At 72.8% G+C, this 19965-nt stretch carries 15 protein-coding genes; 5 read left to right on the forward strand and 10 right to left on the reverse strand.

Annotation, left to right across the window (positions count from 1 at the left end):
* Positions 1 to 70: 70 nt before the first annotated feature.
* Complete coding sequence (gene typA, locus ACFIF2_RS19885; protein WP_395574430.1) at positions 71 to 1978, reverse strand: translational GTPase TypA; 1908 nt, start codon at positions 1976 to 1978, stop codon at positions 71 to 73.
* Between the two features lie 189 nt (positions 1979 to 2167).
* Positions 2168 to 4501 (reverse strand): ABC transporter family substrate-binding protein, encoded by a 2334-nt coding sequence (locus ACFIF2_RS19890; protein ID WP_395574432.1) that lies wholly within the window; start codon positions 4499 to 4501, stop codon positions 2168 to 2170.
* A 345-nt stretch (positions 4502 to 4846) separates the two neighbouring features.
* Here ACFIF2_RS19890 and ACFIF2_RS19895 point away from each other — a divergent pair, with 345 nt between their 5' ends.
* The 4 genes from ACFIF2_RS19895 to ACFIF2_RS19910 are packed head-to-tail and all read left to right on the forward strand — an operon-like array spanning position 4847 to position 8717.
* Entirely contained in the window at positions 4847 to 5134 is a 288-nt protein-coding gene (locus ACFIF2_RS19895; protein ID WP_395574434.1) for a hypothetical protein, read from the forward strand.
* Positions 5135 to 5162: 28 nt separating this feature from the next.
* On the forward strand, positions 5163 to 5999 hold the full coding sequence (locus ACFIF2_RS19900; RefSeq protein WP_395574436.1) for a hypothetical protein: 837 nt from the start codon (positions 5163 to 5165) through the stop codon (positions 5997 to 5999).
* A 16-nt stretch (positions 6000 to 6015) separates the two neighbouring features.
* Positions 6016 to 7953: a fumarate reductase/succinate dehydrogenase flavoprotein subunit gene (locus tag ACFIF2_RS19905; RefSeq protein WP_395574438.1), complete on the forward strand. Its 1938-nt coding sequence runs from the start codon at positions 6016 to 6018 to the stop codon at positions 7951 to 7953.
* Positions 7950 to 8717, forward strand: a complete 768-nt coding sequence (locus ACFIF2_RS19910; protein ID WP_395574440.1) for a succinate dehydrogenase/fumarate reductase iron-sulfur subunit — start codon at positions 7950 to 7952, stop codon at positions 8715 to 8717. The genes ACFIF2_RS19905 and ACFIF2_RS19910 overlap by 4 nt, the downstream gene beginning before the upstream one ends.
* Before the next feature lie 16 nt (positions 8718 to 8733).
* Here the strand turns inward: ACFIF2_RS19910 and ACFIF2_RS19915 are convergent, their stop codons facing one another.
* The 7 genes from ACFIF2_RS19915 to ACFIF2_RS19945 form a co-directional block, all read right to left on the reverse strand.
* The gene (locus ACFIF2_RS19915; RefSeq protein WP_395574442.1) at positions 8734 to 9957 is read right to left on the reverse strand and encodes a hypothetical protein; all 1224 of its coding nucleotides are present in this window, start codon (positions 9955 to 9957) and stop codon (positions 8734 to 8736) included.
* 241 nt (positions 9958 to 10198) lie between these two features.
* The gene (locus tag ACFIF2_RS19920) at positions 10199 to 12784 is read right to left on the reverse strand and encodes a SpoIIE family protein phosphatase (protein ID WP_395574444.1); all 2586 of its coding nucleotides are present in this window, start codon (positions 12782 to 12784) and stop codon (positions 10199 to 10201) included.
* A gap of 380 nt (positions 12785 to 13164) precedes the next feature.
* The gene (locus ACFIF2_RS19925) at positions 13165 to 13575 is read right to left on the reverse strand and encodes an ATP-binding protein (protein ID WP_395574446.1); all 411 of its coding nucleotides are present in this window, start codon (positions 13573 to 13575) and stop codon (positions 13165 to 13167) included.
* 135 nt (positions 13576 to 13710) lie between these two features.
* Positions 13711 to 14133, reverse strand: a complete 423-nt coding sequence (locus ACFIF2_RS19930; protein WP_395574448.1) for a (deoxy)nucleoside triphosphate pyrophosphohydrolase — start codon at positions 14131 to 14133, stop codon at positions 13711 to 13713.
* A 28-nt stretch (positions 14134 to 14161) separates the two neighbouring features.
* The gene (locus ACFIF2_RS19935) at positions 14162 to 14353 is read right to left on the reverse strand and encodes an SPOR domain-containing protein (protein ID WP_395574450.1); all 192 of its coding nucleotides are present in this window, start codon (positions 14351 to 14353) and stop codon (positions 14162 to 14164) included.
* Positions 14354 to 14726: 373 nt separating this feature from the next.
* Positions 14727 to 15479 carry a GntR family transcriptional regulator gene (locus ACFIF2_RS19940; RefSeq protein WP_395574452.1) on the reverse strand — a complete coding sequence of 251 codons (753 nt, stop codon included), beginning with the start codon at positions 15477 to 15479 and terminating at the stop codon, positions 14727 to 14729.
* A gap of 147 nt (positions 15480 to 15626) precedes the next feature.
* Entirely contained in the window at positions 15627 to 16862 is a 1236-nt protein-coding gene (locus ACFIF2_RS19945) for a DUF4190 domain-containing protein (RefSeq protein WP_395574454.1), read from the reverse strand.
* A 143-nt stretch (positions 16863 to 17005) separates the two neighbouring features.
* Here ACFIF2_RS19945 and ACFIF2_RS19950 point away from each other — a divergent pair, with 143 nt between their 5' ends.
* Positions 17006 to 18202 carry a serpin family protein gene (locus tag ACFIF2_RS19950; RefSeq protein ID WP_395574456.1) on the forward strand — a complete coding sequence of 399 codons (1197 nt, stop codon included), beginning with the start codon at positions 17006 to 17008 and terminating at the stop codon, positions 18200 to 18202.
* Positions 18203 to 18278: 76 nt separating this feature from the next.
* Here ACFIF2_RS19950 and ACFIF2_RS19955 read toward each other — a convergent pair whose 3' ends face one another.
* Entirely contained in the window at positions 18279 to 19871 is a 1593-nt protein-coding gene (locus ACFIF2_RS19955; RefSeq protein ID WP_395574458.1) for a S8 family peptidase, read from the reverse strand.
* Positions 19872 to 19965: the final 94 nt, after the last annotated feature.

Genomic DNA, 19965 nt, shown 5'->3' on the forward strand with positions numbered 1-19965 from the left:
CCCGGAAAACCGGTTGAAAAAAGCCCGGATGCCCCCACGATGGGGGCACCCGGGCTCCGGGGGTGCGGGATCAGCCGTGCTTGGCGCGGCTCGCGGCGCGGGCGCGCTCGCGGGCGTCCAGGTTCACCTTGCGGATGCGAACGGCCTCCGGGGTCACCTCGACGCACTCGTCGTCGCGGCAGAACTCCAGCGACTGCTCCAGGGAGAGCTTGCGCGGCGGGACGATCGCCTCGAACGAGTCGGCCGAGGCCGACCGCATGTTCGTGAGCTTCTTCTCCTTGGTGATGTTGACGTCCATGTCGTCGGAACGGGAGTTCTCGCCGACGATCATGCCCTCGTACACCTCGGTGCCGGGCTCCGTGAAGAGCACGCCGCGCTCCTGGAGGTTCGTCATCGCGAACGCGGTGACGGCACCGGAGCGGTCGGCGACCAGCGAGCCGTTGTTACGGGTCGTGAGGGTGCCGAACCAGGGCTCGTGGCCCTCGTGGATGGAGTGGGCGATTCCGGTGCCGCGGGTCTGGGTCAGGAACTCGGTACGGAAGCCGATCAGACCGCGGGACGGCACGACGAACTCCATGCGGACCCAGCCGGAGCCGTGGTTCGACATGTTGTCCATGCGGCCCTTGCGCACGCCCATGAGCTGCGTGACCGCGCCCATGTGCTCCTCGGGCACGTCGATCGTCATGCGCTCGACGGGCTCGTACGTCTTGCCGTCGACCTCCTTGGTGACGACCTGCGGCTTGCCGATGGTCAGCTCGAAGCCCTCGCGGCGCATCTGCTCGACCAGGATGGCCAGCGCCAGCTCACCACGGCCCTGCACCTCCCAGGCGTCGGGGCGCTCGGTGTCCAGGACGCGGAGCGAGACGTTGCCGATCAGCTCCCGGTCGAGGCGGTCCTTGACCTGGCGGGCGGTGACCTTGCGGTCCTTGACGACCGCCTTGTTGTCCGCGCCCTTGCCGGTGGCGCCGCGGCCGACCAGCGGCGAGGTGTTGGTGCCGATGGTCATGGAGATCGCGGGCTCGTCCACCGTGATCAGCGGCAGCGGGACCGGGTTCTCCTGGTCGGCGAGGGTCTCGCCGATCATGATGTCCGGGATGCCGGCGACGGCGCAGATGTCACCCGGGCCGGCCTTCTCGGCGGGCTTGCGGGTGAGCGCCTCGGTCATCATCAGCTCGGAGATGCGCACGTTGCTGACGGTCCCGTCGCGCTTCATCCAGGCGACGGTCTGGCCCTTCTTCAGCTCGCCCTGGTGGACGCGCAGCAGGGCGATGCGGCCGAGGAAGTTGTCCGCGTCCAGGTTGGTCACGTGCGCCTGGAGGGGGGCGTCCTCGTCGTAGGTCGGCGCCGGGATGTGGTCCAGGATCGTCGAGAAGAACGGCTCCAGGCTGGTGGAGTCCGACGGGACCGTGCCGTCCTCCGGCTTGGTGAGGGAGGCGACGCCGTCCCGGCCGCAGGCGTAGACGATCGGGAACTCGATCTGCTCCTCGTCGGCGTCCAGGTCGAGGAAGAGGTCGTACGTCTCGTTGACGACCTCGTCGATCCGGGAGTCCGGGCGGTCCGTCTTGTTGATGCAGAGGATGATCGGCAGCCGCTGCTGGAGCGCCTTGCGGAGCACGAAGCGGGTCTGCGGCAGCGGACCCTCGGAGGCGTCCACGAGCAGGACGACGCCGTCGACCATCGACAGACCGCGCTCGACCTCGCCGCCGAAGTCGGCGTGGCCGGGGGTGTCGATGATGTTGATGGTGATGACGTCGCCGCCATCCTTCGGGTGGTACTTCACCGCCGTGTTCTTGGCCAGGATCGTGATGCCCTTCTCACGCTCCAGGTCGTTCGAGTCCATCATGCGGTCGTCGACGGAGTCGAGCTGGTGCGCGGCGAAGGCACCGGCCTGCTTGAGCATTCCGTCGACGATGGTGGTCTTGCCGTGGTCGACGTGGGCGACGATGGCGACGTTGCGGATGTCGTGGCGCGTGGCCATATGAGGCGTACTCCCGGAGGGTGTGAGGACGGCCCTCGCGTACGTCCGTGTCACGCGGGCCTGCCGGGCGATACATGCCACGGCCTCACCCAATGGTACGGGGCCCGGGGGACTGGAGCTTGCCGGGTGCGGCCGGGACGGGCGGGAGGGGCCGCGCGGGGCCCCTCCCGGAGGGTGGACCGGGCCCGGTCAGGAGGCCGGGGAGGCCGACGGGCGCGAGCCCTGGGCACCCTTCTTCAGGAAGCCCATGTCCTCGAAGACCGGCGTCTCGAAGCCGAAGGCGCCCGCGTTGGCCAGGTTCTTCCGGGCCGCCGTGAGCTGGGGGCGCTGGTAGAGGGGCAGGGAGCCCGCCGCCGCCCAGATCCGCGAGTCGGCCTTGCGCAGCAGGCCCCGGGCCTCCTTCTCGTCCAGCGTCGCGAGGGCCTGGTCGAAGAGCTGGTCGACCTGGTCGGTACCGACCCGCGTGTAGTTCTGCGCGACGTTCAGGGAGCCGTCGGCGGCCGGGACGGGCTTGGCGTAGATGGGGCGGGCGTCGGTGGCGGGGAAGGCGGTGGCGGGCCAGGAGTAGAGCGCCAGGTCGTACTCGCCGGAGGCGACGTGGTCCTTGAAGTAGCTCTCGTCCGGGACCTTGGTGATGTCGGTGCCGATGCCGATCTTGTCCAGCATGTCCGAGACCCGGTCGGCCACGGTGCGCAGGGCCTCGGAGCCGGGTCCGGAGGGGAGCACGAAACGCAGGGTGAGCGCCTTGCCGTCCTTGGCGAGGGGGGCCGCCGCCGAGCCGGCCGGGGCGGCGGTGCCCTTGGGGGCGTAGGCGCCGGGGGCGCCGCCCTGGGCGGTGTTCCTGCCGTCGCTGTGCTCCTCGCCGCTCTCCCGGCCGGAGCCGCCGCCCCCGCTGCCCTCGTCCCCCTTGCCCTTCTCCTCGTCCTCGCCCTCGTCCTTGCCCTTCTCCTTCTCCTTCTCTTTTTCCTTGTCCTTGTCCTCGTCGTTCTTCCCGTCGTCCTCGCCGACGATGTACGTCCCGTCGTCGCCGCCCTCGGACTCCTCCTCGTCCTTGCCGTCGTCGGACTTCTCCGCGCCGGCCGCCTTCTCGCCGTTCTCGGACTTCTTCACGGGCCCGCCGGGCACCCACCCGGCGTCCGCGAGGAGGGCGCGGGCCTCCTTGACGTCCTGCTCGCCCAGGGCGCCGCTGCCGTCGGCGTAGACGGGCTGGCCGGACAGGGCGAGGTGGCTGTCCACGGGCTCGGCGGGCAGCCCCAGCGGCTTCAGCACCGCCTCGGCCAGCTTCTCCCGGTCCACGGCGCGGGCGACGGCCCTGCGGACGCGTTCGTCGGCGAGGGGGCCGTCGGCGCCGTTGAGGGCGAGCTGCGTGTAGGCGGGCTCCAGCGACTTGCGGACCTCGAAGCCGCTGAGGGCCTTCTGCCGCCGTTCGAGCTTCGCCCGGGCCTCGCGCCGCTCCTCGCGGGCGAGGACCTCCTCCTCGGCGGCCTCCTCGTCGGAGCCGTTGGCGACCGCCCAGGAGCGCAGCGCCTGTGCGGCGGACCTGCCCTGCGGGCCGGGCAGCGGTGAGCCGCCCGCGCCGGCGGCGGGGGTGCCGTCCGGTCCCATGAGCGGCGTGCCGGTGTCGCCGGCGCCCGCGTCCGGGGGTCCGGCGGCCACGGCGACCTGCTCGGCGGTCTTCGGGTCGATCTCGGCCAGGTCGAGCCGGCCGGCGACCAGCTCGGAGACCCGCTCGTCGCGGGGTACGGCGCGCAGGACGATCTTCCTGAGCTTGGGCGCGCCGCCCCACCAGCGCGGATTGGGGGTGAGGACGACCTGGTCCTCCTGCGTGTCGACCTTCTTCGGGACGAAGGGGCCGGCGGTGACCGCGAGCGTCCGCCGCGCCCCGTCGTTGAAGGCGTCCGGCGTGCCCGTGACGTCCTTCGGGTACAGCGGCGTGAACAGCGACTTCCAGTCGGCGTAGGGCCGGCTGAAGGTGACCTTGACCTCCAGGTCGCTGGCGCCGCGCTCGATCTTCTCGATGCGGTCGTAGCCGGCGTTGCGGGCGGTCCAGTACGCGCTGTCCTTGCCCGACAGGGCCCGCCACTGGGCGGCGAAGTCGGCGGCGCCGATCTCCCGTCCGTCGCTCCAGACGGCCTGCTGGTTGAGCTTGTAGACGACGACCTGCTTGGGCTCGGTCTCGACGACCTCGGCCGACTCCAGGTAGTCGGGGTTGCGCACCGGGCGGCCGGTCTCGTCCGTCCGGTACATCGAGGGCAGCACGGCCTGCGCGACGCGGGTGGTGGTGGCGTCGGCGTCCGACTGGAAGGTGTTCAGCGTGTCCGGTACGGAGTCCACGGCCCAGCGCAGGGTGCCGCCGTCGGAGACCCGGGCGCGGGCCGCGGCGGCGATGTCCTGTTCGGCGAGCGGCTTGCCCGACGGGTCCTCGGAGCTGCATCCGGTCAGCACGGGAAGCGTGAGCACGCCCGCGGTGAGGAAGGCGACCGAGCGCGTGACCGCGCGCGGTCCGACGCCGACGTGGGACATCTCTGCTACCTCCGGAAGGCCGCGGGCCTGGTGATCGCTGTGGGCGGCATGCGCCTTTCCTGCGGCATGCGCCTCATATGCGGTATTTGGAGTTGATCATTTGTATCCGGACGGGGATGCGGCCACTGAAGAGGAAACGGTTCGGCGACGCCGGGAGACACGGCGACGACGGCCCCCAAGCCCACCCGTGCGGCCCAACGCCACCCGCGATGCGCCGACACGCCCCGGCCAATCACCGCACGTCCCTTCCCAGCGGCGGGTGTGACGCGCGACACTCTCAGGCGCATGAGCGTCACCATCCAAGGCCGGCCGCCGTGCCGTGTCCGACGGAAGCGAGGTCACGTCATGTCCGTGCACGACGACCTGTCATCGATCCAGCGCAGTCTCGACGACCTCTCCCGGTCGGTGGCCCGGCTGGAGCGCCTGCTGGGCGACGGCGGCCTGGAGGTCCGCCGGGTCCGCACCGACGCCGACCACCTGCGCGAGAGCGTCGCGCTGCTGCGCGCGGCGGCCGTACCGGACGCGCCCAGGCGTCCGGACCTCGTCACGATCCCCGACACGCCGTACGACGGCTCACTGTGGACGGACTCGGACGACGAGGGCCTGGGAGCCCGCGACCGCCGCGCTCCCTGAACCCGACCCGACCCACCGGAGTCGCCCAGTGGCCACTGGTACGGAACCCCCAGCCACCGACCCCCGCCCCGGGGGTGGTGGCGTCCACACCCCGACGCGCGCCGCCATCCGCGCCCCGCACCTGCGCACCGACCGCTGGTGGCTGGCGCCGGCCGCCACCGCCGCCGGCCTGCTGGCCTTCGTCGTCTACTCGACCTGGCGGGCCTTCGCCGCCGCGGACTACTACGCGGCCCCGTACGTCTCGCCCTTCTACTCCCCCTGCCTGGCCGAGAACTGCGAGCCGATGCGCGGCGGTCCCAACTGGGAGCTGTTCGGGAGCTGGTGGGGGATCTCCCCCGCGATCATCATCCTGATCTTCCCGCTCGGCTTCCGCCTGACCTGCTACTACTACCGCAAGGCCTACTACCGGGGCTTCTGGGCGTCCCCGCCGGCCTGCGCGGTGGCCGAGCCGCACAAGAAGTACACCGGCGAGACCCGCTTCCCGCTGGTCCTGCAGAACGTCCACCGGTACTTCTTCTACGCCGCCCTCCTGGTCGCGCTGATCCTCACCTACGACACGGTGCTCGCCTTCCGCGACGAGCACTACGCGTGGGGCCACATGGGCCTGGGAACCCTGGTGTTCCTCGCCAACATCGTGCTGATCTGGGCGTACACCCTCTCCTGCCACTCCTGCCGGCACATCGTCGGCGGCAAGCTCAGGCACTTCTCCCGGCACCCCGTGCGCTACCGGCTGTGGCAGTGGGCCGGCAAGCTCAACGCCCGCCACATGCAGCTGGCCTGGGCGTCGCTGCTGAGCGTGGCGCTCGCCGACTTCTACGTCTATCTCGTCGCGTCCGGTGCCTTCGACGATCCGCGTTTCTTCTGATGAGTGGGGCCTTGTGATGTCCGTGGTCGACCGGCAGGAATGGGACGTCGTCGTGGTGGGCGCGGGCGGCGCCGGCCTGCGCGCCGCCATCGAGGCCCGCGAACGGGGCGCCCGTACGGCCGTGGTCTGCAAGTCGCTGTTCGGCAAGGCGCACACCGTGATGGCCGAGGGCGGCATCGCGGCGGCCATGGGCAACGCGAACCCGGGCGACGACTGGAAGGTCCACTTCCGCGACACGATGCGCGGCGGCAAGTTCCTCAACCAGTGGCGGATGGCCGAGCTGCACGCCCAGGAGGCCCCGCAGCGGGTGTGGGAGCTGGAGACCTGGGGCGCGCTGTTCGACCGGACGAAGGACGGCCGGATCTCGCAGCGCAACTTCGGCGGCCACGAGTACCCGCGCCTCGCCCACGTCGGCGACCGCACGGGCCTGGAGCTGATCCGCACCCTCCAGCAGAAGATCGTCTCGCTCCAGCAGGAGGACTTCCGCGAGACCGGCGACCACGAGTCGCGGCTGAAGGTCTTCCAGGAGTGCACGGTCACCCGCGTCCTCAAGGAGGGCGGCCGGGTCGGCGGTGTCTTCGGCTACGAGCGCGAGACCGGCCGCTTCTTCGTGCTGGAGGCCCCCGCCGTGGTGATCGCCACCGGCGGCATCGGCAAGTCCTTCAAGGTGACGTCGAACTCGTGGGAGTACACCGGGGACGGCCACGCCCTGGCGCTGCTGGCCGGGGCGCCGCTGCTCAACATGGAGTTCGTGCAGTTCCACCCGACGGGCATGGTCTGGCCGCCGTCGGTCAAGGGCATCCTCGTCACGGAGTCGGTGCGCGGCGACGGCGGGGTGCTCAGGAACTCCGACGGCAGGCGGTTCATGTTCGACTACGTGCCCGACGTCTTCAAGGACAAGTACGCGGTGACGGAGGAGGAGGCCGACCGCTGGTACGACGACCCGGACCACAACCGGCGGCCTCCCGAGCTGCTCCCCCGGGACGAGGTGGCCCGGGCCATCAACGCCGAGGTCAAGGAGGGCCGGGGCTCCCCGCACGGCGGGGTCTTCCTCGACGTCTCGACCCGGATGCCCGCCGACGTGATCCGGCGCCGGCTGCCCTCCATGTACCACCAGTTCAAGGAGCTGGCCGACGTCGACATCACGGCCGAGCCGATGGAGGTCGGGCCCACCTGCCACTACGTGATGGGCGGCATCGCCGTCGACTCCGACACGGCCGCCGCGCGCGGGGTGCCGGGGCTGTACGCGGCCGGTGAGGTGGCCGGCGGCATGCACGGCTCCAACCGGCTCGGCGGGAACTCGCTCTCCGACCTGCTGGTGTTCGGGCGCCGGGCGGGCCGGCACGCGGCCGGGCACGCGGCACAGCGGGCGCCCGGGGCGCGGCCCCGGGTGGACGACGTACAGATCGACGCGGCCGCGGCGGAGGCCCTGCGGCCCTTCTCCGCGGAGGCGGAGGACCCCGGCGCGGGCCCGCCGGAGAACCCCTACACCCTCCACCAGGAACTGCAGCAGACGATGAACGACCTGGTCGGCATCATCCGCCGCGAGGCCGAGATGAAGCAGGCCCTGGAGCGGCTCGCGGAGCTGCGGCTGCGGGCCCGCCGGGCCGGCGTCGAGGGGCACCGGCAGTTCAACCCGGGCTGGCACCTCGCCCTGGACCTGCGCAACATGCTGCTGGTCAGCGAGTGCGTGGCACGGGCCGCGCTGGAACGCACCGAGTCGCGCGGCGGGCACACCCGCGAGGACCATCCGTCGATGGACCGCAGATGGCGCCCGGTCAACCTGCTCTGCTCGCTGGCCGACCCGACGGGCGGCCTGGCGGCGACGGACCCCGAGCGCGGCCAGATCACACTGGAGCGGGAGACCACCGAGCCCGTCCGGCCCGACCTGCTGGCCCTCTTCGAGAAGGAGGAGCTGGTCAAGTACCTCGCCGAGGAGGAGCTGTCCGAATGAGCGGCTACGAGGCCCGCTTCCGGGTGTGGCGGGGCGACGCGGACGGCGGCGGCCTGGAGGACTTCCGGGTCGAGGTGAACGAGGGCGAGGTGGTCCTCGACATCGTCCACCGCCTCCAGGCCACCCAGGCCCCCGACCTCGCCGTGCGCTGGAACTGCAAGGCGGGCAAGTGCGGTTCGTGCTCGGCGGAGATCAACGGGCGGCCGCGGCTGCTGTGCATGACCCGCATGTCCGTCTTCAGCCGCGAGGAGACGATCACCGTCACGCCCCTGCGCGCCTTCCCGGTCGTCCGCGACCTGGTGACGGACGTCGGCTTCAACTACACCAAGGCCCGTGAGATCCCGGCGTTCGTGCCGCCCGCCGACCTCGGACCGGGCGAGTACCGGATGACGCAGGAGGACGTGGACCGCTCGCAGGAGTTCCGCAAGTGCATCGAGTGCTTCCTGTGCCAGGACACCTGCCATGTGGTGCGCGACCACGAGGAGAACAAGCCGGCCTTCGCGGGCCCGCGCTTCCTCATGCGCGTGGCCGAACTGGACATGCACCCGCTGGACGCGGCCGGGGACACCGGCCTGGACCGCAGCCGCGCGGCCCAGGACGAGCACGGCCTCGGCTACTGCAACATCACCAAGTGCTGCACGGAGGTCTGCCCCGAGGGCATCAAGATCACGGACAACGCGCTGATCCCCCTGAAGGAGCGGGCCGTGGACCGCAAGTACGACCCGCTGGTGTGGCTGGGTTCGAAGATCAGGCGCCGGTCCTGACGGCGCACGGCCGCGCTCAGCGGACCCAGCCCTCCCGGTACTCCTTCCAGTTCGTCTCCGTCGCCGCGAAGTCGATGTAGGGGGCGAGACCGAACAGTTCCCGGTCGGCGTCGGTCCGGGACAGGCCGAGGCGGGCGCCGCGGACGGCGGCGGCGACCGTCTCGGCATGACCCCAGTGGTCGAAGTTGCTCTCGTGGTAGAAGGGCAGGCCGATCAGCAGGTGGGTGGTGGGCGGGGTGACCTCCAGGGCGAGGGAGGTCTGCTGGGCGACGTAACCCCCGTAGGTGCTCTCCAGTGGCTGCGCGGTGTCGTACGTCATCACGGCGATCTGGTCGACGCGGCGGGCGACCTGGCCGAAGAACTCCTGCGACCACCACTTGGGGTGCTCGGTGAAGACGCCGAAGACGGTGTGCAGGGCCGGGAGCGGGTCGATCTGGTGGGCGGCCACGGACAGCCGGGCGTCCCGGGCGCGGGTCGTCTCGCGCAGATCGTCGAGGAGGGCGAGGTAGTTCCGGTCGCCGGAGTGCAGGGGCTCCAGGTCGAGGTGGACGCCGTCGTAGCCCGCGTCCAGGACCTGAGCGGCGCTGCGGACGACGGCGGCACGGGTGCCGGCCCGCTCCAGGACCATGCCGTCGGGGCCCTCGGTGGCGAGGACGTCGCCGAGGAAGGCCTGCACACGGACGCCGGGCAGCTCGCGGTGCACGGCGTCGATCAGCCAACGGGCCCTGGGGTACCGGGAGGCGGGCAGGGTGCCGTCGTGCTCCATCGGCCCGGTGTGGACGTAGAGGTCGCGGATGCCGGTGGTCTTGACGCGACGGGCGAAGGCGGCGAGGTCGGCGTCGGTCTTGCGGCCGTCGACCCAGGCGTGGCCGAGCCACATCGCGTCGCGGTTCCTGGTGTGGGTGCCGTCGGCGGGGTCGCCCATGTACGTGACGCGCAGGGCCGTCTCGGCGGCGAGGAGGGGGAGGAGCAGGACGAGGAGGACGGCGAGGGCGGTCCGGCGGATGCGGGTGCGGGTGCGGGGGCCGGTGCCGGTGCGTGGGGGTTCGGGGGCCTCGGCTTCGCCTTCGGCGTTCTGGTTCCCACCCGCACCACCCGTGCGGCTTTCGGGGTCGGGTGCGGGTGGCCCCTGTGGGGGTTGATCGCCGTCGGCGGCTTTCGGTTCGGCTTTCGGCTCGGGTGTCGGTTCGGCTTCGGGCTCGGGTGTCGGTTCGGTGTCTCTCGGCTCCGTGTTCGCCACGGGGTCCCCTCCCTTTGGCCCGGGCCCGGTCGCGGTGGCCGGTTGCCGCGCATACGCTCCGAGCGTGTTGCCAGCGTGGACGACTCGAACCGGTGTTCCGGTTGCGGCGAGGGGTGCCGCGTCGTGATCTCCGCCGACCTGGTGCCGCCCCTGGTCACGGCCGGGGCGGCGCTCCTGCTGGCCGGGTACGCCCGCGCGCGCCGCGTCCGGCGGGCCCGCACCCGGACGACCCCGGGCCGGGTCAGAACAGGCTCAGCAACGCCTCCGCCGGGTCCGCCAGCGGGGTGTCGCCGCCCGGCAGGGGCAGCTCGAACCACACCGTCTTGCCGCGTGGCGTACGGCGTGAGCCCCAGGCCGCGCTGAGCAGGCCGACCAGCTGCAGGCCGCGGCCGCCCTCGTCGGTGTCGCGGGCGCGGCGCCGACGGGGCTGCACCAGGCCCGAGTCCCAGACCTCGCAGACCAGGGTGCGGTCGAGCAGGAGGCGGAGTCTGATCTCGCCCTCGCCGTAGCGGAGGGCGTTGGTGACCAGTTCGCTGACCAGCAGCTCCGTCGTGTCGACCAGCGGTTCCAGGTCCCAGTCGAGCAGCTGGGCGCGGGCCAGCTCGCGGGCCCGGCCGACGCTGCGCGGCTCGCGCGGCAGAGTCCAGTCGCCGACACAGTCGCTGGGCAGTCCCTGGACGCGGGCCATCAGCAGGGCGATGTCGTCCTCGCCGTGGTGGCTGTCGAGGGTGTTGAGGACCTGGTCGCAGACGTCCTCGAGGGGGCGCGTGGGGTCGGTGAGGGCGCCCACGAAGGCCTGGAGTCCCTCGTCGAGGGGGTGGTCGCGGCTCTCGACCAGGCCGTCCGTGTAGAGCGCGAGCAGCGAGCCCTCGGGCAGTTCGACCTCCACCTCCTCGAAGGGTTCCCCGCCGACGCCGAGCGGCAGGCCCGGCGGCACGTCCAGCATCAGCGCGGACTCGCCGGGCTCGACCAGGACGGGGGGCAGGTGGCCCGCGTTGGCGAAGGTGCAGCGCCTGGTCACCGAGTCGTAGACGGCGTACACGCAGGTCGCCAGGTACACCTCGGAGAGGTCCTTCTCGCGGGGGCGGCGGGCCGCGCGCGTCGCCTGCTGGACGCCGCCGGGGGCGCCGAGGCCGCGGGCGATCTCGTCGAGCTGGGAGAGCACTTCGGCCGGTTCGATGTCGAGCTGGGCCAGGGTCCGTACGGCGGTGCGCAGTTCGCCCATCGCGACGGCGGCGCGCAGCCCGCGGCCCATGACGTCGCCGACGACCAGCGCGGTGCGGTGGCCGGGGAGTTCGATGACGTCGAACCAGTCGCCGCCGACTTCGCTGGGCCGTCCGGTGGCCGCGTTCCCGGGCAAGTAGCGGCAGGCGATGTCGAGGCCGGACGCCTCGGGGTCGCCGGGCGGGAGCAGGGAGCGCTGCAGTATCAGCGCGCGCTCGTGCTCGCGGCGGTAGAGGCGGGCGTTGTCGATGCAGACGGCGGCGCGCGCGGCCAGCTCCACGGCGAGGTCGCGGTCGCGGTCCCCGAACGGTTCGCTGCCCTTGGTCCGGGCGAACTGCGCCAGTCCGACGACCGTGTCGTGGGCGACCATCGGCACGGCGAGCGTGGACTGCACGAGCCCGCCCTCCTCGGCGGGGACGGTGCGCGGCCGGGCGGTGCGCAGGGCGTCGGCGCAGGGCGAGTTGAACGGGTAGTGGTGGAGGGCCCCGAGCTTGACCCGCTCGCCGGTGCCGTGGAACGGCGCGTCGGAGACGGCGCTGGAGAACGCGACCCGGCGCAGCTCCGCGCTGCCGTCGGCGAGGCCGGGCGGGGTCTCGTCGCCCACCAGCAGGCCCTGGTAGAGGTCGACGGTGGCCAGGTCGCAGAAGCCGGGGACGACGACGTCGAGGAGTTCGCGGGCGGTGGTCTCCAGGTCGAGGGAGTTGCCGATGCGGGCCCCTGCCTCGTTGAGGAGGGCGAGGTTGCGCCGGGCGTTGGCGGCCTCGCGGGCGGCCTCGCGGCGGGCGGTGATGTCGGTTCCCAGCCAGGCGACGCCGATGGGCCGGCCCGAACCGCTGTGCACGCGGTAGAGGTTGACGGACCAGTGGCGGCGGTCCTCGGTGCCCGGCGTGAACCCGGTGACGTGCATGTCGGTGATGGAGTCGCCGGTCTCCAGGACCCGCCGCAGGGTCGCGGAGACCCGGTCGGCCTCGGCCCGCGGCAGGTAGTCGTGGACGCCCTTGCCGCGGTGGTCGTCGGGGGTGCCGCCGAAGACGGAGGCGAACCGCTCGTTGGCGCGGCGCACCCTCAGGTCGGGGTCGATGAGCAGGAAGCCGAAGGGAGACTGGCCGAATATGGCCTGTGAGGCGGCGAGGTCGGTCTCGATGCTGCGCAGCACGCGGACGTCCACGACGATGCAGACGGCGGCCTTGTCCCCGTCCTCCGTCCGCGTCGGCATGACGTACACCTCGGCGAGCCCCCGCCGGCCGCCGCCGCGCTGCGCGCCGTCGGTGCCGTCGTCCGGCACCCGGAAGGGGACCACGCCGGTCCACTCCCGCCCGTCGAGGATCTCGGCCATCTTGCGCTGGCCGCGGGCCCGCAGGTCGGGATCGATGAAGGCTTCGATGGGGTCGGTGCCCACGGCGTGCCGGGCCGGGATGCCGAGCAGTTGTTCCGCGCGCAGGCTCCACTGGTCGACGAGTCCGTCGGGGCCGATGGAGAAGGAGGCGACCTTGATGTAGTCGTAGATGGAGCCGGGCGGGCTGCTCTGCCACACCGCGTCACCGAACGGCACGCCGTCCGACGGGCCCTCGGACTCCGTGGCCCTCGCTGGTATCTCGCTCACGCGAACCGTCCCCTCCAGCTCACCGCGTCCGGCACCGGTCACCGGGGGCGGCTGCCCGCAGTATCCAGCACTACGGCGCCGCACGACACGGTGTTCACGATCACAGCACGGTCCCGATGGTTTTCGGTCCGGACCGTGACAACACTTCCAGTCTTCTAACCAGCGGACACGGCATCGAATCACGCGGGTCCACAACTGCCACTGGCCTGGACCGGCCGGCGGGCGGGACCGGGCCCGATACCGGGACGTTCCGGCCGCGCGGAGGCACCGGGGCATGGAGGCGCGAAGGCGTGGAGGCGCGAAGGCGTGGAGGCGCGAAGGCGCGGAGGCGCGGAGGCCTGGCGGGAACGGCCGGGGCGGGAGGCGGCCCGCGTCGGCGGTCATTCCGGCAGCGCGAGTTCGAACCACACCGTCTTGCCCACGTCGGCGGGCCGGGTCCCCCAGCGGCGGGCGGAGGACGCGACCAGGTGCAGGCCCCGCCCGTCCTCGTCCCCGGGCCGGGCGACGCGCTCGCGGGGCGGGTCGGGCAGCGGGTCGGAGACCTCCACCAGCAGGACGGCCACCGGCCCGGCGGGGCGTCGCAGCAGCCGTACGCCGATGGGGCCGGTGGCGTGCCGCAGGGCGTTGGTGACCAGCTCGCTGACCAGCAGGGCGGCGATGTCGCCGACGCTGTCGAGGTCCCATCCGTGCAGGGTGCGCCGGACGTGGGCGCGGGCGGTGCGCACGGCGTCGGGCGCCGCGGGAAAGACCCACTCCGCACAGCCGCCATCGCTGTCGATCACGCCGATCACTTCCCCGGCCGGTGACCCGCACCCATGCCCGGTTTCATGGGGTTAATGGGCACATACCCGATATTCGGGTCCGGTTACCGCCCGGGAGGGCGCACGGCGGCACCGGTGGTGCGGGCGGCTCGCACGCCGGTCCGTTCAGGCGCCCGGCGCGTTCTTCGCCGCCGGCCCCAGGTGCGCGAGCGCCTGCTCGACGGCCGGCACGTCCTGGTCGAGCCAGGGCACGTCCCACACTTCGGCCGGGGCGAGCCAGCGCAGGGCGTCGTGGTCCTCCAGCGGCTCGGGGGCGGGCGAGCCGGGCAGCAGGCGCGCGGTCCACACGTGCAGGACGAAGGGGGACCGCAGGGGCCACTGCCCGGGGACCCGCGTACCGGGCTCGGCGGCCACGCCCAGCTCCTCGCGCAGTTCGCGCACGAGGGCCGCCTCGGGCGTCTCGCCCTCCTCCACCTTGCCGCCGGGCAGCTCCCACCGTCCGGCCAGCTCGGCCGGGGCGCTGCGGCGCGCGGCGAGCAGGCGTCCGCCGTCGATCAGGGCGGCGCCCACCACGATCCGTTCCGTCATGCGACGGAGCCTACGGGCCGGGGCGTGGTCAGTCCGACGCGCCCGTGCCGTTCGCGCCGAGCTTCTCGACCCAGTAGAGCTGCTTGTGTCCGCGACCGTCGAGGGTGTCCGCGATCCGCTGGGCCTCGGCCCGGGTCGCGTACCTGCCCACGCGGTAGCGGTTGCCGTTGTCGTCCTGCCGGAAGACCAACCAGGGCAGAGTGACCGTGCTGTCGTTCATCGCGCCCCTCCCCATCCCGTCCACGGCACGCGCCGCGCCCCGCCCGTCAAGGAAACCGCATTCCGCATATGCCCGAGCCTACGCCTAACCTTCACGGAGCGAATACGGCTTTACACAAAGAGGTACGCAACCAGCCAGAACGCCGGGGGCGCACGATGCGGAATGCGCCGTCCCCGCACTCATGCGCTTCCGGTCAGAGGGCATGCCGGGGCGACGGTGACGACCTGGGGGAACGACCGGATCGCGGCGCCGCACGGAGCACGGCGGGGAGTGCGGAAGCCGGTCGGACGACGGAAAAGGGGCGCGGGAGGCGCACGGGAGGCGTGCGCCATCTCACACCACCGGGGGCGCCTGAACTCCCCCGGCGGCGCCGCTACTTGACGGGCAGGTGGTACGCCACCCGGTAGCGGTCGGCCGGGACGACCACGTCGGCCGTCTCGACGGCCCGGCCCGAGGCGTAGAAGGTGCGCTGGACGACCAGGACCACGTGCCCCGGGACCCCGCCCAGCGCGAGCAGCTCCTCCGCGAGGCCGGGGCGGGCGCCGACCTCCTCGGTGACGTTGTCCACGATGACGTCGATGGCGGCCATCCGCTCGACGACGCCCATGCCGCCGAGCGGCCCCTCCTCGGGCAGCATCACCGGTGTGCGGCCGGTGAGGTCCAGCGGCTCCCAGGAGGTGGAGAGCATCATGGCCTCGCCGGCCTCCCGGAAGACGTACCGCGTGCACATCACACGGTCGCCGGGCTTGATCCCGAGCCGCTCGGCTACGGCGCCGCTCGCCTCCGCCTGCTCGCTGCGCGACTCCCAGGTGCCGCGCGCCTCGCCGTCGGCCTGCTCCTGCCGGAAGGGCGTGGCACCGCCGGCCGGCCGGAACCCGGAACGGGCGATGCGCCGGGGCACGGGCCGCTCGCGCACGTACGTCCCGGAACCGGAGCGCCCCTCGACCAGTCCTTCGGCCATCAGGACCTTGCGCGCCTCCAGGGCGACGGTGTCCGAGACGCCGTACTCCTCGCGGATCCGCGCCTGGGACGGGAGGCGGGTGTGGGGCGGCAGCAGGCCGTCGGCGATCTTCTTGCGGAGATCACCCGCGACACGCAGATACGCCGGCTGCTCACCGAATGTCACTGGCCGCTCCCATCGGGTTGTACAGACAGCAACAGCGTGGCAACCGTAGGTTGTGCCAGGCAAGCAAAGGCCAGAGAATCACTCGATGTGATGACTTGTGGCCCCGGAGGGCTTTACGCAGGCACTTTCTCCCCGCTATAGCCGTCCTCACACCTCTATGCTGGGGCTCTCTCCCCCGCCGCCGCCCTCTCCCTCGTGGACCGGCGGCGTCGTGTCCAGCCCCAGAGCCTTGCGGGCGGTGACCGTGGAGTCGGCCTCGACGAGCGCGTACCCCTGGTCGAGGTGTTCGTAGTAGGTGTCGGCGTCGGTGGCCTTCGCGGCCAGGCCCCACTCCTTCTGGGCCGCCTCCAGGTCCTCGACCAGGTCGGCGACCGGCCGCTCGGCGTCACCGGGCCAGCCGTGCCCGCGCAGCAGGCCGGTCTCCCGGATGAGCGCCTCCGACACCTGGCCCGCCCAGACCTGGTATCCGGGCAGGTCCTCCTCGACGGTCCCGGCCACGGGGATCTCGTCCATGGCCCGGTTGAGGTGGCCCTCCGCCAGCAGGTAGGTGTGCTGGTCCGGGTCGAGCCGCGCGCCGTCGTTGCGCAGCGAGCCGGTCAGGGTGCCCCGCTCGTCCGTGTTCCCGAACAGGCAGGTGACCTCGCGGTCGCCCGTGCGCCAGCTCTGCGAGGTCGGCGTCAGGTAGTACACGTCGACGTCGTCCGGAACGGCCCAGCGGTCCATGGCGTAGGTGTCCTGGAGGGCGTAGCAGCGTTCGTCGGCGGTCCGGCCGATCTCCCCGTCGCCGGGGAAGTCCCCGCCCGGCAGGTCGAAGGCGGCGAAGACCTCGCCGTCGTGCTCCTGGGCGCACGGCACCTCGTCGACGTCGTACGTCACCCCGCGCAGGGAGCCGCTCGGGGTGGTGAAGCACTGGCCCTCGGCGAGCGCGTAGGCGGTGCCCTCGCCCCGCGCGGCGTCCCGGAAGCCGTCCCAGAAGTCACCGGCGGCACCCGTGGACAGCGACAGGACCCACAGCGCCAGTCCCACCGAGGACAGCACCGACCCGGCCACGGCGAACCCCTTGCCCCGCTCGCCCCGCCGCCGGATCCGGGCCAGCGCGATCAGGCCCAGCACGAGACCGGCCGCGGGTACGAAGCAGAGGACGCCGAGCACGAACGCGGCGATGGCGACACCGTTGACGGGCGCCGGCCGGGGCGGGGCGGCGTACGGCCCGCCCCAGGCGCCCGGGTGGTGGCCCTGCGGCGGGGGATACGGCCCCTGCGGCGGGTAGGGCCCCCGCGGCGGGAACTGTCCCTGCGGGGGCGGGGTCCGCGCGGCCGGGGTCTGCGGGAACTGCCCGTAGGAGTAGGGCCCTTGGGGGCCGGGCGGCGGCGGTATGGACACGTGTACCGTGCTCCTGTTTCGGGCGGTGACGCGAAGGCGCCGCGGGACGGGGGCGGCCGGCCCCGACGGACGGACGGCCGATCACTGAGCGCATGGTAAGCGCGGCACGGAGGGGGCGGTATGCGCGGCGCGGAGGGGGCGGTATGCGGGTCACGAACGCGACGATCCGGGCGGTGAACGACCTCACCGCGCGCTGGGCGGCCACCACGAGGGGCGGCACGGTGTTCTCGGCGGTGGGCGTGTGGCCCCTGCTCGCCCTCCTCGCGGACGGCGCGGCGGGCCGGGCCCGGGCCGAGCTGGAGGAGGCGGTGGGCCTGCCCGCCGACCGGGCGGCCGGCGCGGCCCGCGACCTGCTCGCCGGGCTCGGCTCGGTGCGCGGCCTGGAGAGCGCCCTCGGCCTGTGGACCAGGCGCACGCTGGAACTGCGCGAGGAGTGGGAGGCGGGGCTGCCCGTCGGCGCGCACGGCGTGCTCACCGGCGACCTGGAGGCCGACGGGGCGTCGCTGGACGCCTGGGCGGCGAAACGCACGGGCGGGCTGATCGAGCGGATGCCGGTGGCGGTGACGCCGGACACCGAGATGGTCCTGGCGAGCGCGCTGGCGCTGCGCACCCGATGGCTGAAACCGTTCGAGGAGGGGTGGCTCATCCCGGAGACCGGTCCCTGGACGGGCCGCGAGCTGGGGAGCCTGTGGCGCCGCAGCGCCCTGCTGGACCGGGTCGGCGTGGCGGACACGCCCCACGGGCACGTCACCGAGCTGAAGGTGCTGGGCGACACCGCCGTGGACGTCCACCTGCTGCTGGGCGAGGAGGGGACGGCGCCCGGGCGGGTGCTGGGCGCGGGAGTCGGGATCCTCGCGCGCGAGCACCCGGTGACGCCGGGCACCCATCTGCCGTACGGGGAGCCGGGTCCGGGACTCGACGTCGTACGGGAGGGCACGACGCGGCCCGGGCCGCCGACGCTGGACGTGACGTTGCCGCCGTACTCGGTCACGTCCGAGCACGACCTGCTGGAACGCCCGGAGCTGTTCGGGCTGACGACGGCCGTGCGGCGGGTGCCGGGCCACTTCCCGGGCGTCAGCGCGTACCCGCTGTGCGTCGAGGCGGCCCGGCAGTCGGCGCTGGCCCGGTTCGGAGCCCGGGGCTTCGAGGCCGCCACGGTGACGGCGATCGGCATGCGGGGCGGCGGGTTGCCCCGGCTGCGCTGGCTGCGCACCACCGTCCGGGCCGTCTTCGACCGCCCCTTCGGCTTCCTCGCCGTCCACCGGCACACGCGCCTCGTCCTCGCGGCGGGCTGGGTCACCGACCCGGAGCCGTACCGCGAGGACGAGGATCAGTACTGACCGGAGAACTGGCCGGAGAGCTGGCCGGAGGACTGGCCGGAGGACTGGCCGGAGTACCGGCCGGGGTGGCCGGTCGTCAGAACTGCAGGGCCCAGGCGTCGATCCGCCCGGTGTCGAAGGTCGCGTTGTCACTGACCCGCAGCTTCCACGTGCCGTTCGCGGTCTCCGAGGAGGCGTTCACGGTGTACGTGGCGTTGATGTCGTCCGCGCTGCCGCCGGTGCCGTACGACTTCAGCGTGTACGCCGTGCCGTCCGGGGCGACCAGCTGGACCTGGAGGTCGCCGACGTAGCTGTGGACGATCTTCACCTCGACGGAGAGCGCCGAGGGCGCGTTGCCGGAGACGCCGGAGACGGTCACCGGGGACTCGACGGTGGCGTTGTCCCGGATGGTGTGGTCGGCGGTGTTCTCGAAGCGGTCGCCGGTCGGCGGGGGCGTGGTGCCGCCGCCGACGCGCAGCAGCCGGTTGGGCGAGCCGGTGCCGGGGCTGGTGACGACGCCGCTGGTGGCGGCGGAGGTCAGCGCGGTCGCGACCTGCGCGGGGGTGGCCGAGGGGTTGTCGGCCAGGTGCAGCGCGGCGGCGCCGGCGACGTGCGGGCTCGCCATGGACGTACCGGAGATGGTGTTGGTGGCCGAGTCGCCGGTGCTCCAGGCGGAGGTGATGGAGGAGCCGGGTGCGAACAGGTCCAGGACCGAGCCGTAGTTGGAGTAGCTGGCGCGGGCGTCGCTCGACGTGGTGGCGCCGACCGTGATCGCCTCCGTCACCCGGGCCGGGGACTTGGTGGAGGCGTTGGTGGACTCGTTGCCGGCCGCGACGGCGAAGGTGATGCCGGAGGCGATGGCGTTGCGCACGGCGGTGTCGAGGGCGCTGTCGGCGCCGCCGCCCAGCGACATGTTGGCGACGGCCGGCTTGACGGCGTTGCGGGCGACCCAGTCGATGCCGGCGACGACCTGCGCGGTGGTGCCGGAGCCGGAGTTGTCGAGCACCCGGACGCCGACGACCTTCGCCTGCTTGGCGACGCCGTAGGAGGTGCCCGCGACGGTGCCCGCGACGTGGGTGCCGTGGCCGTGGCCGTCCTGGGCGGTGTTGTCGTTGTCGATGGCGTCGTAGCCGTAGGAGGCGCGGCCGCCGAAGTCGCTGTGGGTGATGCGGACGCCGGTGTCGATGACGTACGCCGTCACCCCCCGCCCGGCGCTGTCCGGGTAGGTGTACGAGCTGTCCAGCGGGCGGTTCTGCTGGTCGATGCGGTCCAGGCCCCAGGACGGCGGGTTGGGCTGGGTGCCGGTGGCGTGGAAGGTGCGGTTCTGGACGACGGAGGCGACGGCCGGGTCGGCGGCGAGACGTTTCGCCTCGGTCTCGGAGGCCTCGATCGCGTACCCGTTGAGGGCCTTGGTGTAGGTGCGCTCGATGTCGGCGCCGTACTTCTTCGCCAGGGCGCGGCCCTCGGCGGAGCCGGACTTCGCCTCGTCCGCCTTCAGGGTCACGATGTAGCTGCCGGCGACGGCGTTCACCGCGTCCTCGTACTGGACGACGCCCTCCGCGGCGGCCGGGGCGGCGCCTGCGGGGAGCGCGGAGACGAGGCTCGCGGTGAGGGCCGCGGTGGCCGCGGCGCCGACGAGGGCCAGTCTTCGCCGGGTGGTGCGGTGGGGGTGGTGACGCAGCACTGCCATGTGAGGGGTCCTCCTCAGTCGGTGGTGCGTGGTGGGGTTCGTGCACGCCGAGCAGGCCGTCCGCGAGGACCGGGCCAGGTCATGCCCATGTCAA

It is taken from the genome of Streptomyces sp. BK79, assembly GCF_044142145.1.
In the GTDB taxonomy this organism is placed as follows: domain Bacteria; phylum Actinomycetota; class Actinomycetes; order Streptomycetales; family Streptomycetaceae; genus Streptomyces.

Coding starts and splice junctions, on each gene's coding strand:
- typA (WP_395574430.1), bottom strand. CDS start 1,978: ATGGCCACGCGCCACGACATCCGCAACGTCGCCATCGTCGCCCACGTC.
- ACFIF2_RS19935 (WP_395574450.1), bottom strand. CDS start 14,353: ATGAACGACAGCACGGTCACTCTGCCCTGGTTGGTCTTCCGGCAGGAC.
- ACFIF2_RS19950 (WP_395574456.1), top strand. CDS start 17,006: ATGCGGGTCACGAACGCGACGATCCGGGCGGTGAACGACCTCACCGCG.
- ACFIF2_RS19890 (WP_395574432.1), bottom strand. CDS start 4,501: ATGTCCCACGTCGGCGTCGGACCGCGCGCGGTCACGCGCTCGGTCGCC.
- ACFIF2_RS19910 (WP_395574440.1), top strand. CDS start 7,950: ATGAGCGGCTACGAGGCCCGCTTCCGGGTGTGGCGGGGCGACGCGGAC.
- ACFIF2_RS19955 (WP_395574458.1), bottom strand. CDS start 19,871: ATGGCAGTGCTGCGTCACCACCCCCACCGCACCACCCGGCGAAGACTG.
- ACFIF2_RS19930 (WP_395574448.1), bottom strand. CDS start 14,133: ATGACGGAACGGATCGTGGTGGGCGCCGCCCTGATCGACGGCGGACGC.
- ACFIF2_RS19905 (WP_395574438.1), top strand. CDS start 6,016: ATGTCCGTGGTCGACCGGCAGGAATGGGACGTCGTCGTGGTGGGCGCG.
- ACFIF2_RS19895 (WP_395574434.1), top strand. CDS start 4,847: ATGTCCGTGCACGACGACCTGTCATCGATCCAGCGCAGTCTCGACGAC.